Annotated in this window: 10 protein-coding genes; 3 read left to right on the forward strand and 7 right to left on the reverse strand. The window is 56.8% G+C overall.

Annotated elements, in window-relative coordinates; genetic code table 11:
* Window positions 1-56: 56 nt before the first annotated feature.
* Together ACR3E6_RS16760 and ACR3E6_RS16765 are read right to left on the reverse strand one after the other, a co-directional pair.
* A complete protein-coding gene (locus tag ACR3E6_RS16760; RefSeq protein ID WP_480489143.1) occupies window positions 57-941 on the reverse strand; it encodes a CPBP family intramembrane glutamic endopeptidase in 885 nt (294 codons plus the stop codon).
* Window positions 934-4,041 (reverse strand): ABC transporter transmembrane domain-containing protein, encoded by a 3,108-nt coding sequence (locus ACR3E6_RS16765; RefSeq protein ID WP_480488257.1) that lies wholly within the window; start codon window positions 4,039-4,041, stop codon window positions 934-936. Before ACR3E6_RS16765 ends, ACR3E6_RS16760 begins: the two co-directional genes overlap by 8 nt.
* A 252-nt stretch (window positions 4,042-4,293) precedes the next feature.
* Here ACR3E6_RS16765 and ACR3E6_RS16770 point away from each other — a divergent pair, with 252 nt between their 5' ends.
* The 3 genes from ACR3E6_RS16770 to ACR3E6_RS16780 all read left to right on the forward strand — a co-directional run bounded on the left by ACR3E6_RS16770 (window position 4,294) and on the right by ACR3E6_RS16780 (window position 7,031).
* Entirely contained in the window at window positions 4,294-5,055 is a 762-nt protein-coding gene (locus ACR3E6_RS16770) for a DUF6478 family protein (protein ID WP_480488259.1), read from the forward strand.
* An 11-nt stretch (window positions 5,056-5,066) separates the two neighbouring features.
* A complete protein-coding gene (locus tag ACR3E6_RS16775; RefSeq protein ID WP_171636217.1) occupies window positions 5,067-5,426 on the forward strand; it encodes a hypothetical protein in 360 nt (119 codons plus the stop codon).
* Between the two features lie 78 nt (window positions 5,427-5,504).
* Entirely contained in the window at window positions 5,505-7,031 is a 1,527-nt protein-coding gene (locus ACR3E6_RS16780) for an MFS transporter (protein WP_480488261.1), read from the forward strand.
* Window positions 7,032-7,073: 42 nt separating this feature from the next.
* On the opposite strand, the gene ACR3E6_RS16785 is transcribed toward ACR3E6_RS16780, so the two are convergent.
* From ACR3E6_RS16785 to nqrM, 5 genes are all read right to left on the reverse strand, one after another.
* Window positions 7,074-8,414: a S41 family peptidase gene (locus tag ACR3E6_RS16785; RefSeq protein ID WP_171119151.1), complete on the reverse strand. Its 1,341-nt coding sequence runs from the start codon at window positions 8,412-8,414 to the stop codon at window positions 7,074-7,076.
* Window positions 8,415-8,420: 6 nt separating this feature from the next.
* Complete coding sequence (locus tag ACR3E6_RS16790) at window positions 8,421-9,551, reverse strand: murein hydrolase activator EnvC family protein (protein ID WP_171636221.1); 1,131 nt, start codon at window positions 9,549-9,551, stop codon at window positions 8,421-8,423.
* On the reverse strand, window positions 9,548-11,065 hold the full coding sequence (gene gpmI, locus ACR3E6_RS16795) for a 2,3-bisphosphoglycerate-independent phosphoglycerate mutase (RefSeq protein WP_480488263.1): 1,518 nt from the start codon (window positions 11,063-11,065) through the stop codon (window positions 9,548-9,550). Before gpmI ends, ACR3E6_RS16790 begins: the two co-directional genes overlap by 4 nt.
* 192 nt (window positions 11,066-11,257) lie before the next feature.
* Window positions 11,258-12,928, reverse strand: a complete 1,671-nt coding sequence (locus ACR3E6_RS16800) for a sulfatase-like hydrolase/transferase (RefSeq protein WP_480488265.1) — start codon at window positions 12,926-12,928, stop codon at window positions 11,258-11,260.
* 71 nt (window positions 12,929-12,999) lie between these two features.
* Window positions 13,000-13,236, reverse strand: a complete 237-nt coding sequence (gene nqrM / locus ACR3E6_RS16805; protein WP_152460192.1) for a (Na+)-NQR maturation NqrM — start codon at window positions 13,234-13,236, stop codon at window positions 13,000-13,002.
* Between the last annotated feature and the right edge of the window lie 8 nt (window positions 13,237-13,244).

Consider the following 13,244-nt stretch of genomic DNA (forward strand, 5'->3'; position numbering starts at 1 on the left):
GAACCTTGGCTTGTGCGGTGTTGACGTCAAATAGGACGCCACGGAAGGAATTGCAATCAACGCCTGAGCGCAAGTCGCGCGGCCAGCCAGCAAACGAACATCACGGCAAGGTCCACCAGAAGCCAGGGACGAAGCTGTTCGGCATCAGATGCATCAAACGGAAGGGTGAACAGCGCCAGCCCGTTCAGGTTGTCGGGCAACGAGATGAACAGCAACGCAATGATGTTGTTGAAAAAATGCAAGGCGATAGCTGGCCCCAATGTTCCCGCCCGTGCCGTCAGGTCCGATGTCAGCAGACCGAAAACGCAAGCCCACAGCGCAATCAGCAACGCGTTGTCGCCAGCCATGTCCGGTGTGTAATGTCCAATTGCAAACAGGATCGATGGTACCCCCATCCAGATGACAGGCGATTGGAATCTGGCTGCCAGGGTTTGCTGAATATAGCCTCTGAACAACAGCTCTTCGGCGCTGGTCTGCACCAGAACAACCAAGGCCGAAACCGGCAAGAGAAGAAGCCAGGTTGACAATGGCAGGTTCTGCGACAGAGATCCGCCAAAGCCATAAGGCGGCAGCAGGAACCCGACAACGCCCAAAATAAGAAGTGCTTTCAACACTTTAAGGAATTGGCCCGCAGCCAATCGGTACCCGCCCACGATGGACACCAAAGACCTTTGCTGAACCTGCCGCGCGGCGACGGCCACGCCCAGAATGATGAATCCGAAACTGGCCAACAGCAACAGCAGCGCGAGGGGTGAACCGCCCAACAGAAGCGTCTGCGCCCAGTTTTCCGGACCCATCCCGGCAACCACGGTAAAAAATACCATGTTCAGAACGCTGACCAGCACGGCAACCAGCAAGAGCCCCAGCAACAGGCGCCAGATTTCCGGTTTGCCGCGTGCGGTTTCGACCAGATGGTCATGAGCGGAATATGCTTCAGGCATTTTCACCCGTGCTTTCCTGAATCGCCTGATCCGTAATCATCGGGAGCAGCTCCTCGGGGTTCTGCGCCGCATTGATTCTTGTGGACAACGTAGTCAGATATCCCGCAACAGTCTGTAGCAATTGCGTAGCAACCGAAGCGTCGCTTTCGACCACGGCACGCAGTTCCTCGGCGCCGATACGCAGGAACCTGCAATCTTCGGTGGCGACCAGATCCAGTTGTCTGGGCTCTCCTGTTATGATCGAGAGATCACCGATCAGCCGCCCGGGTTCGATGATCGAGATCGGGCGTTTTTTTCCATCATCCGTGGGCCAGTCCAGCCTGGCCTGCCCTGAGACGCACAGATACGCCGCGTCGGGCGCCTGACCACGCGAGAAAATGACTTGCCCCGCTGCTGCTTCGTACCATTGCGCTGAGAACGCCAACAACCTCTGGTTGCGGCCATCCACGCCGGAAAACAACTCGGTCGCCGAAATGATTTCGAGCTTGCGGCTCAGATCGTCCGACGTGCTGTCTTCTTGCGGGGATTTGGATCGTGACACACCATCGATACGGCCATCCTTGATTTCCACAAACAGATCATACGCTTCGGGATGTGCAAAGTGATCTTCCATAAAGATCATAATGGAATCCGGCAACAATTCCCGCAGTTTCAGGCGGGTGCGCAACCGGCTTTCGGAATCGTGACTTGCCAGGGCCCTGTCCAGAATCAGGACGTCAGGCCGTTTGATACCCGCGCGTGAGAATGCGGCACGCTCCTGAAAGACGGTCGGCAGATTGTTCCCGCCCAGGCCTGCTGCCAGATCGTAGATGATGGCAGCTGCACGGCGTCGCAGGCCGGCTTCGTTCATGGCTTCGGCCACAACGTCTTCTATTTCGTCCGCGTGTGCACCGGCCATCAACGAAACCCGGCCGTAGATCGCATTTTCCATCGCGGTCAGACGTGGCACATAGATGTCCGGCGCAACTGACATGAACATGCCGCCCATCGCGTCCAGCAGCCGCTTGGCCTGACTTTTGCGGATGGCAAGAATCTTTTCCTTGTATTCTTCCGGGAAGTTGGGGCCGATCTGCTCGGCCGTCAACAGGAACGGTACCGTCAATAGCAATGCGCGCTCCTGGTCGCTCACAGCCATATCACCCTTGGCTTTGCGCCGTTCTTCGATATCCAGCAATTTGTGATACATGTCCTTGGACATGCCGAGCCTCAGGAAAAGCGGGTGATCCGCCCCGTCCCGCCCGAAGGTCTTGCTGAGCGTGTCCATGACGGCCTGAGAAATGCTGATCACGTCGTCAACCAGATCATGGGCGCTGAGCATCTGAACGAACCGTTCGTCACCCGCCAGTATATCCGGAGAAATGTCCTTGGATGGCGCCGCGAACAACAAGTTTCCGCCCAGCGGAACTGCCGGGTTAAAGCGATCAGGGTCGAAACGGTACACATATCGATCAAGCCCCTTTTCTGCCAAGCGCTCGGCGATGGTCCCTCGTAAATTGACAACTTCCTGTGCCAGGACCGGGTGAATTTCCGGGTCGAACTGCGTACGCAAAGTGCGGCGGAACATGAACTCGTCGATGCCCATCGCTTCCACCAGCTGGAACCACCAGTCACGTATGTCGTCGATATCGTCAAGACCGGCGAGACCCGGGTCAATCCATTCATCGTCCAGAGAATCCGGTGAATTGCCTGCACGAACAGCTTCGATCTGCCACCGCGTCGGGGCCTTGAGCATATCTGCTTGATGTCGTGGATGCGTGCGCAAAGGCATCATGAGGTTGTCGCCCAATGTGCCGTCAAACAGGTAAGGGCGCGAATAGGCATAGCCGATCCGGGCCGCGATGACGGCCTGATGCAGACCCCGCAGATTATGCCCCGCTATTATCACCTCACCCTGAGCCGGCAACACCTCACGAGTCAAAAGCTGTCCCAACGCACTGCGTTCCGACGCCTGTCCAGACTGAATTGCGACGCGCGCGCCACGCGGAATGGTCAGATCAAGATCTTCGAGAACGGTTTTCCCATCGCTGTCGCGAACCGTCACATTTCGCAGCTCGATGTCGCCAGTCAGACGCGGGATGGTTTCAGGTTCTCCCTCGAACAGCTCTTCCGGTATCATGTTGTCAGGCGCAAATCTTTCGGTGACGATTTCCCAACGCAAAGACATGTCCTGCACCTGGTTGTAATAGGTCAGCAGATCCTTCCATGGGCCGCTCAGATCCTTGTAGGCGCCCAATGCGGCAACCAGCGCACCTACGGTCACCTCACCGGTAATCGCCAGATATCCTCCCACTGAATAAAACAGGAAGGGTGTCATCTGAGTTATCAGGTTGTTGAGGAACTTCATGAAGAATTTTTTGTTGTAGATCTTGAAACGGATCTCGAACAGTTTCCCTAGCCGATGGCTGAATTGCGCAAGGCGATAGCGCCACCCTCCGTTGGTACGCAGATCGCTGATACCTGCCGCAGTTTCGCCGATCTCCGAGCTCAGACGTCGGACTTCCTGAATGCGGTCCTTGTTTAGAAGGTTGATCTGCCGCTGAAGCTTGGGGATCAGCCAGGCCTGAAGCGGGATCAGCGCGATACTGGCAAGTCCGAACCAAACGCTTTGCATGAACAGGAAGGTGACGATCGTCATCATCTGGCCGAACTGGAAAACCGGCTGCGCGATGGCATCCCCCATCAGGCCACCCATCGGTTCGGCCTCGGACGTGATCATCGATACTAGCTCACCCTGGCTGGTGGTCGCAAAATAGGATTTCGGAAACCGCATCGACCGTTGAAACAACGTATAGCGCAGGCGCCGCAGCATGCGCTCGGCAAGGACGCCCTTCATCGTGTTGATGCGCATCTTCATGACACCGCTCACGATCACCGTCGCCAGGAACGCAACACACAGTATCATTAGATACTGAACCTGCGTCACGGTGAAGTTCCAGATGGTTACCGTGTCACCCGGCGCGCCGATTGCGTCGTTGATGATCTGTTTGGGAAGTTCCAGCGAGGCGTAAAGAAACGGGAACGACAGGACCGTCAGCAGAAGTAGAACAAGTTGCTGTTTCTTCGAATATTTCCAAATGAAGGCAAATAAAGTGGACTCCATAACCTGGCCTTGTCATGCGCTAAACTGTTGTGTGGCTGTTCTTGGGATGACCCACTTTGCAGGAGCCAAACGGTAAGCACTGACCCGGTACATTGCAAGAATAGACCGGTTCAGTTTCAGCATGTTGCGCCTATCCAAATTGTGGTCAGACCCCAACAGGAAAACACAAGGCTTCGATAGCAATTCCGTTATTACGGTTTTGTTCATGCCGTTGTCCTTGACTAAGGCCGGGCATTATCGGACGACGTGGCCATGGGCAGGATTCTGGATCGCTATACTCATCGCAAGACTCTGGGGCGCTGGCGTCGGGCCGCGCATCAGGCGCCGTATGCCAGCCAGGCAGATTTGCGCTTGCAACGGGATCAGGCCCGCAGTTTGCGCAGGCATCTTGATCATTTAATTCAGCAGGCAGACAGTCGCTTGATCCGGCCGACGATTGGGTCCACACAGTTTCCCAAACCCGTCGGAACAGACTGGAGCTGCCGTCCCGACCTATGGCGTGCGCCCCTCACGCAACCGGGTGTGGCTTCGGCACCGCGAAAGACCGTCCTGGACAGTCAGGTCAGCGTGTTCCACGATTGCCCGTTTTCTGAAATTGCCGTGCGGCAAGTCCGAAACAGAGAGGACAGAGATTTGGCTCCGTTCAGTCTCGTGATCGAGGCTTTCAGCTTTGGGGGGTCCTTCCTGTCCGTTTCGGTTGAATTGCCTGAGGACGCTGCAATTCACCTGACGCGCGAGCATCTTGTGAGGCTGGAAACCCTGATCGAGTGTGAAAAGCCATCGGGCGTTTTCGCGCGCCTCAACATTCAGCACGGGCCCAATATGGAACAGGTGTTGCGACGCCTTGATCCCGGCGAGGTATCAAAGGCCGTGGATTTTGATCTGGCGCATCTCCCCCTGAATGAGCGCAGGATCGAAAAAATCTGGCTGGATTTGATTTTTGAAACGCCCGAGATGAATCGCATGGTGGTGCGGGATCTTACGTTTTGCCGTTTTCATCGCGCCGATTTGTGAGAAGATCAGTCATGACGCAGACCAAGCTAACCTTCATACGGTTCGAAAACGGAATCTGGCAAGGCCACATTCAAGCCAGCAGTACGCCTAACCCCGAGGTAAGCTATCAGGGCGAAACCCTGAGCAATGTTGACCTGTCGCCCGCAGCAGACGGATGGGACTTGCGCATACAGGTGCCTGTTGCAGCCCTATCCGAAGGCGTGCACACGTTCGTCGTTGCAGATGCAGCCACAACCGAGAAACTGGGAAGCTTCACGGTGATTGCCGGTGAGCCCGCCGCAGATGACCTAAGGGCCGAAATTGATTTGCTGCGGGCTGAACTGGATATGCTGAAACGCGCTTTCCGGCGGATCTGCCGCGACGACCCCTGATCCGTTCCGGCTGGTTTTCCTGTCAATCTTTCAAAATTCGTGCATCATTGGCGTTTTCTGAACGGATCGCGCCTTATCATGGATCGCAGCAGCATAGTCAAAGTCATTGCTTTGATGGTTACCGGATTTGGTATCGGTATTGATTTTACCGGCGCCCTGATGCTGGTGCCTGCGATCGAAAGCAGCTTTGACGCCGATATCACCAGCACCCAATGGGTTCTGAACATCTATGCCTTGTTTTTTGCCATGACCATGGTCGCAGGCGGGCGACTTGGCGACATGTACGGCCACCGCAGGATGATGCTTTTTGGCCTGTCGATCTTTCTGTTTTCCTCAGTCATGTGCTTTGTTTCGCCCAGTCTTGATTTTCTTGTCATTGCGCGTGCGCTGCAAGGCATCGGCGCGGGTTGTGTATGGCCCTGCACGCTGGCCTTCGGGGCAACCAAAGTATCAAAGCCAGAACATCGAGCCTTGGTGATGGGGCTAATTCTGGCAGGTGTGACCACCGGCAATGTGTTTGGTCCGATGATAAGCGGATTGGCCGTGAACTTGGGAGAGTGGCGCTACTTTTTCCTCGCCAATGTGGTCTTTTCCTGCATTTCGATGGCCTCCGCGCTGATCCTGATGGAGCGCGAAACACAGCACAAACCGGATGAACACCTTGACCTCGCCGGGATGAGTGTGTTGTCTTTTGCCGTTTTGCTGCTGCTTTACGGTTTGGATGTGGGCGCGGACTGGGGGTGGACGTCCGTCCCGTTGTTGATGCTGTTTTTCACCAGCGCTGCGCTTTTCATTCTGTTCCCCAAAGTCGAGAAACGCGTGACAGAGCCACTGCTTTTGCCGCAGATGATGCAAAACCGCGAGTTTCGCATCACCCTTGGCCTGAACATGTTCAACGTGTCCGCGGCATTTGTGGGGCTGCTGTATTTTCCCCAATACATGCAAAAGGTGCTGGGCTGGTCGACGTTTGAATCGGCACTGGGCTTGGCGCCGCTGACCGTGTTGCTTGCCGTGGGATCAATTGTTTCGGGTACGCTTTACAATGATTTCGGCCCCAAGCGACTGCTGTTTTGGGGATATCTGATCGCAACGATCGGCGCTGCGACCATTGTCGTGCTGCCCGGTGATCTGGGGTACTTTCGCATCCTGCCCGGCATGGCGATGATCGGGCTGGGCGCAACTTTGACGGTTGGGCCGTCAGGCACTGCTGCAATGTGCGCCGTAAAGCCGGAACGGGCTGGGTTGGTTGGCGGCCTGAGTTTCATGACCCACCTGGTTTACGGCGCAATCTCTGTCGCCTGTGCCACGGCCATCATGTACGTCGTCAGCCTGTCTGAGCTTCGCCAGTTTGTGGCCGCTTCGGGCATCAAATTGACCGAAGCAGAGCTTCGCACGATCAATGGCGGAACACTTGATACGCCGTCCGCCCACGCGGTAATAAGCCGGTTGTCATCCAGCGAGGCAGAGACGGTTCAACGGGCATTGTCGGCGGCGTTTGACAGCGGGATGAGTATGGCTTTCGTCTTTTCGGCCTTGTCCGTCTCGGTCGGTCTCGTTCTGGCGCTGCTTCTCGACGAAAAGAAACTGCACCGGATCGAAAGCTGAAGTCGGGAGCCAAGGGCTGCGACACCCGCAGCCCTTACCGTTTTACTGTGACGGCCCGTTGGGGTTGAAGGCCGATAGTCCCTTCAGGATATCGATGGCATAGGCCAGCTGGTAATCCTCTTCCCTCAGCTCTGCGGTTGCCTCGGCCTTGGCGCGATCTTCTTCTATCTGGCGGATCTCATCTTCGCTCAGGCTGTCATTGTTGAGGCTGCCGCGCAGATCGGCCTCGGAGCGCGAACGGGCGTTGGTTTCTTCCTCTTCCGGTTCTGGCGCCGGACGGGGTTGTTCCACGATAATATCAGGGCTGACACCCAGAGCCTGAATCGACCGCCCCGATGGGGTGTAATACCGGGACGTGGTCAGGCGCATCGCACCATCACCCCGCAGCGGCATCACCGTCTGAACCGACCCTTTGCCGAAGCTTTTGGTGCCGACGACGATGGCCCGGCGATGATCCTGTAGCGCGCCCGCGACGATTTCAGATGCCGAGGCCGAACCACCATTGATCAACACGACAATGGGTTTGCCTTCCGCCAGATCGCCGGGGGTGGCATTGAAACGCTCACCCTCTTCCGGGTCCCGTCCACGGGTCGAGACGATTTCCCCTTCGTTCAGGAACGCATCCGAAACTTTGATGGCCTGTGTCAACAGACCGCCCGGGTTGTTGCGCAGGTCCAGTACGACACCATTGACCTTGTCGATGCCACCAGCTTCTTCGATCTGTTCCTTCAACCCTTCCTGTAGGTTGGGGAAAGTCTGATCATTAAAGGTCGTTACCCGCAGGACGACACTTGTGCCTTCGGTGCGGGCGCGAACGGCGGTCAGTTTGATCGTGTCACGGATAATGGTGACATCGAAGGGATCAGGTTCGCCTTCGCGCACGACGGTAATAACAATCTCGGAGCCGACCGGCCCCCGCATCAGATCCACCGCCTTGTCCAGCGTCAGGCCCAGAATGCTTTCGCCATCCACATGTGTGATGAAATCTCCGGCTTCGATCCCGGCCTCGTCAGCGGGTGTGTCGTCGATGGGAGACACGACTTTGACAAAACCGTCTTCCTGCGTGACCTCAATACCCAGTCCACCGAACTCGCCCCGGGTCTGCACGCGCATCTGTTCGGCATCATCGGGCGAAAGATAACTGGAATGCGGATCAAGAGAGGTCAGCATACCATCGATTGCCGCCTCGATAAGTTCTTCGGGCTCGACCTCTTCGACATATTGCGCACGGATGCGTTCGAAAATGTCACCGAACAGGTCAAGCTGTTCATAGACGCTGGCCTTGTTCACAGCCTCTTGCGCCAGCAGTGGGCCTGCGATCTGCGTAGTCGCAAGAATGCCTGCCACAGTTCCGGCCAAACCGGCCATCACAAATTTCTTCATACTCGTTTATCCATCCTTGTCGGTCCGAAACCACGTTTCCGGGTCCACCGGGGTGTTGTCTTCTCTTACCTCTATATAGAGCGTTTCTGGACGATCAGTTCCAGTGCCATCACCGCTTGTTGACAATATTGCGCCGATTTCCGGCGTTTCACCCGGCATCAGGCCAACCGGAGTGCCTTTGGGGATCACCTGCCCGGGTTGACCATAGACCTCTTGCAAGCCCGAAAACACGAACAACAGGCCCGGTTGCGGCTCCAGAATGACAAGGTTTCCCAAATCCAGCAATGGCCCGCGATAACGGATCGTGGCCGCAGTGGGGGATGTTACAAGCGCACGGGAACGGGTGCCGATGACCAGACCAGCGCGGGCGACCCCTGCGGCGTCCGGTTCACCGGCCTTGTGCAGCAGAATGCCCTGCACCGGCAAGGGAATCTGTCCTTTCTGATCCAGGATGCTTGCGTCGGTTTCAATGATCTCGCCTTCTGAAATCTCTGACAGACCGCTTGCAAAACCATCCAGAGTCTCGGTCGAAGAAATCAGAATGGCCGTGCGCACCGGGTCTTCGACAAACCGACGCGGCAAATCAGTGCGGTCGGCAATCGCTTCGCTCAACCGCGTGCGGGCGTCCTGCACACCGCGCAGCCCTTCGGTCAAAGTTTCCGAGGCGCTTTGTTGCAGCAGACGCAGGGTCTGAACCTCTTGCAGGTCCTGTGCCAGCGCTTGCGCTTTTGCATTAAGACCAGGCGTGACCTCGGACAGCATCATTCCGGCCCGCGCCGCGCCCAACGGGCCTGACGGGTGCAGCATCAGCACTGGCGGCGCGGTCGTTTCGATGGTCTGCAAGATGCCAAGCAACTGCCTGACGTCCTTTTCACGCGCGCTCAATTGCGCGCTCAGTTGCGCTTCGCGTGTTGCAGCCTTGCGCAGACCGGTCCGCATCGCGCTCAGCCCGGCCTCATAGGCTTGTATCGTTTTGGTCAGCGCCCGCACCCGATCCCTTGCGCCGTCTGCTTCGCTCAGCGAGATCGACGCTTGTTCCAGCATCCTTGCCGCATCCAGTGCTGCCCGAGAAGCGTCGGTCTGGGCAAAGGCCTGACAAGCTGAAAGCAGCACAATCGCTAGGGCGGCCAGCCTCATGACAGCAGGCTTTCTCCGGTCATTTCCGGCGGTTTGGGCAGGTTCATCAAATCAAGCAGGGTCGGCGCCAGATCAGATAACCGCCCCTGACGCACCTGCGCGCCCTCTGGCCCTCCGACCAAAGCTATGGGCACCGGGTTCAGCGTGTGTGCCGTATGCGGACCGCCGGTTTCCGGATCAACCATCACTTCACAGTTACCGTGATCGGCGGTGACGATCATTGCTCCACCTGCTTTTTCCAAGGCAGCAACGACCTGAGTCAACCCCGCATCAACGGCCTCGCATGCCTGGATCGCAGCTTGAAGGTCGCCGGTATGCCCGACCATATCTGGGTTGGCGTAATTGGTTACGATCAGGTCGTAACCTTGTTCGATCGCCTCGACAAACTTGGCTGTGACCTCAGCCGAGGACATCTCGGGTTGCAAATCATAGGTCGCAACCTTGGGTGATTTGGGCATATAGCGATCTTCACCTTTTTCAGGGGTCTCCTTGCCCCCGTTCAGGAAAAAAGTGACATGGGGGTATTTTTCGGTTTCAGCTAGCCGGAACTGACGCAACCCCTGTTTGGCGACCCATTCCCCGAGCGTGTTCACAATCGCCCGTTTCGGAAAAACCGCGGTCATATATGCGTTGTGAGCGTCGGAATACTCTACCATGCCCAGCAGCGCCGACAGTTTCGGCCGCGGCCCGGTTTCGAACTCGGCAAAGCCCGGTTCACCAATCGCGCGCAGGATTTCACGAGCACGATCTGCGCGGAAATTTAGACAGAAAAAACCATCGCCGTCGGTGACGCCCTTGTAACCTTGCAACACGGTCGGCGTAATGAATTCGTCAGATTCAGACTGGTTGTAGGCATGGTCCACGGCGCCATGTGCGGTGTCGGCCGCCCTGCCCTTGCCGTTGATCATCGCGTCATAAGCTTCTGAGATCCGTTCCCAGCGATTGTCGCGATCCATGGCGAAATAGCGACCGCTTACCGTGACGACACGTGCCCCCTCGGGCAGCCGTTCTTCCAACTGGGAAAAATAGGTCAGCGCAGATTTGGGGGCCACGTCGCGCCCATCCGTGACCGCATGCAGGGCGACCGGAACACCGGCATCCGTAATGGCCTTGGTTGCAGCGATGATGTGGTTCAGGTGCCCGTGAACACCACCATCCGAGACCAACCCCATGAGATGAGCCGTCCCCCCTGAGGATTTGACCTTGGAAATGAATGCCTGCAATGCCTCATTTCCAAAGAACGAACCGTCTTCGATGGCCAGGTCGATCTGCCCCAAATCCATGGCCACAACACGGCCCGCACCTATATTAGTATGACCGACTTCGGAGTTACCCATCTGCCCACTGGGCAGACCTACGTCCGGGCCATGCGTTGTCAGCGTGGCGTGCGGGCATTTGGCCATGATCGCGTCAAAGGTCGGCGTGTTCGCCAGATAGGGCGCATTCGCCTGTGTGTCGTCTGACACGCCCCACCCATCAAGAATGCACAGAACAACGGGTTTGGGGGTTGGCATTGAAATTCTCCAATTACTGCTCTTGGGTCTTCTTCTAGCGTCTGGTCGGCAAGGGGTGAACCATCTTTGCGGCAAATTACGCAGAATTAGTTAAACGGCCTAGCGGCTTCGGCCCATCGCTGGAGGACATTGAGCCGCTGCATTTTTCGACCTAAAGCCATCATGGTTTTAGCGGTGACAACCCGGACGAGACTAGTCTTTGAAGTAACGCGTGTATGGCTTCGCCTTGCGGTTGCGATACTTGACCGTCAGTTCCAGCGGCGTGTCGTTTTCGTCGTAGATGCCGATCATTATGCCTGTGCCCCCGCTTCGGGTTCGCATATCGATCAACTGCTGTTCGGACCGGGTGGTGCGCTGTGACGGGCGCCGCGCCCAGGCAAACAGGTAATCGTACATTTGCGCGATGACGTCCGAATGGTCCGCGCTGTCACCCAGATCCACCAGTTCATCGGGGTCGTTTTCCAGATCGAACAGGATCGGCCTGTACCCGCCTTCGCAATGGATGAGCTTCCACTTTTCATTCGCGACCATGAACATCACCGCGTCACGAACAGATGCGTTCAGCCGCTGCGCAATGGGAGAGGCGGAATAGTCATACTCGCAAATCGCGACCTGTCGGGGCGTTTTGTCGGACTGACCATGCAGGATCGGCAGCAGAGAATGCCCTTCGAGAATATGCCCGGCCTTTTCGCCGCCTGCCAGTTCCAGAAACGTTGGCACCAGATCGATCGACTCGACCAGCGCGTCGCAGGTGGTGCCGCGCGTGACGTCCGCGTCGGGTGATGGGTCATAAATGATCAGCGGCATTTTGGTTGAGGCATCGTGGAAAAAGGTCTTTTCACCCATCCAGTGGTCGCCCAGAAAATCACCGTGATCTGAGGTCAGCACGATCATCGTGTCGTCCATCCGCCCGGTTTTCTCCATCCAGTCAAACAGGCGACCCATCTGGTCATCCGCTTGTTTGATCAGCCCCATGTAAGCTGGGATCACCGCCTCGCGGACATCCTTTCGTGAAAATGCCTGCCCGACCTTGGTGTCCATGAAGGCCTTCAGGACGGGGTGGGCATTCTTTCGCTCAGTTTCCGAGCGGACCACGGGCACGACATGTTCAGGCCTGTACATCGAAGCGTAAGGTTCCGGCACGATGTAAGGCCAGTGAGGCTTGATGTAGCTGAGGTGACAGCACCATGGTCCGTCATGGCTGTTCATGAACTCGATTCCACGGGTGGTCAGATATGGTGTTTCACTGTCCTCTTCCGCGATATTTGCAGGTTCGGATGAATTCTTCAGGAACCACCCTGACAGCACGTTGCCATCGGCATCCAGACCGGAATTGGCAAAATCATGCCACGGATTGTCGCTCTCGTACCCCTTGTCTGCTAGGTAATGGTTGTATTTCTTTGCCCCGTCCGGGTCATAGAACCCGTCCGGACCCTCTGCGCGCAACCCGTCATCGCGTTCGAACACGTCAAACCCGCATTCCGCAACGCGGGCCCCGATGATGCTGTCGGGCTCCAACCCAAGACGGGCCATCCCCTCGGCATCGGCGGCCATATGTGTCTTGCCGACCAGCCAGCAGTCCATTCCCGCCTTGCGCAGGTGGTCGCCCAACGTGATCTCACCCACTTTGAGGGGAATGTTGTTCCATGAAGCCCCATGGGAATGCACATAGCGCCCGGTATAGGTCGACATACGGGAACTGCCGCAAATCGGCGATTGGATATAGGCCCGGTCAAAGCGGACACCGCGCGCGGCCAGACGATCGATATTCGGAGTATGCAGATGTGGGTGCCCGTAACAGCTCAGATAATCCCAGCGCAGCTGGTCGAACATGATGAACAGGATATTCTTTGCCTTGGCCAACGCGGCGCCTCCCCGAAAGTCATGGGAACCTAGTTAGCCACTTCCGTTCGCAGAGCGAAGCAAAACTTGCTTCAGGCCTGATGTTCCATCTGTTCCAGCATCTTCCTGGCCCGTTTGCACTGCAACTGATCGCGCAGCGGGCTGTCCGGGTCGACATCCTTTTGGCACACAACGCATTTATCGGCGCCCGAGATCGCATTCAGGCCGCCGCAGCTGCCTTTGATGGTCTTCCCCATCAGCATGACACCCAATGACATACCGACCATGACAAGCGCCAAAAGAATAAAGGCCAGAATAAAAGTGCTCATCTCGGTTC

It is taken from the genome of Ruegeria sp. AL3, from assembly GCF_056536065.1.

What these genes read in the sequence shown, in the direction of transcription:
- ACR3E6_RS16760 (WP_480489143.1), bottom strand. Translation starts at nt 941, where the DNA reads ATGCCTGAAGCATATTCCGCTCATGACCATCTGGTCGAAACCGCACGC.
- ACR3E6_RS16790 (WP_171636221.1), bottom strand. Translation starts at nt 9,551, where the DNA reads ATGAGGCTGGCCGCCCTAGCGATTGTGCTGCTTTCAGCTTGTCAGGCC.
- gpmI (WP_480488263.1), bottom strand. Translation starts at nt 11,065, where the DNA reads ATGCCAACCCCCAAACCCGTTGTTCTGTGCATTCTTGATGGGTGGGGC.
- ACR3E6_RS16770 (WP_480488259.1), top strand. Translation starts at nt 4,294, where the DNA reads ATGGGCAGGATTCTGGATCGCTATACTCATCGCAAGACTCTGGGGCGC.
- ACR3E6_RS16785 (WP_171119151.1), bottom strand. Translation starts at nt 8,414, where the DNA reads ATGAAGAAATTTGTGATGGCCGGTTTGGCCGGAACTGTGGCAGGCATT.
- nqrM (WP_152460192.1), bottom strand. Translation starts at nt 13,236, where the DNA reads ATGAGCACTTTTATTCTGGCCTTTATTCTTTTGGCGCTTGTCATGGTC.
- ACR3E6_RS16765 (WP_480488257.1), bottom strand. Translation starts at nt 4,041, where the DNA reads ATGGAGTCCACTTTATTTGCCTTCATTTGGAAATATTCGAAGAAACAG.
- ACR3E6_RS16780 (WP_480488261.1), top strand. Translation starts at nt 5,505, where the DNA reads ATGGATCGCAGCAGCATAGTCAAAGTCATTGCTTTGATGGTTACCGGA.
- ACR3E6_RS16775 (WP_171636217.1), top strand. Translation starts at nt 5,067, where the DNA reads ATGACGCAGACCAAGCTAACCTTCATACGGTTCGAAAACGGAATCTGG.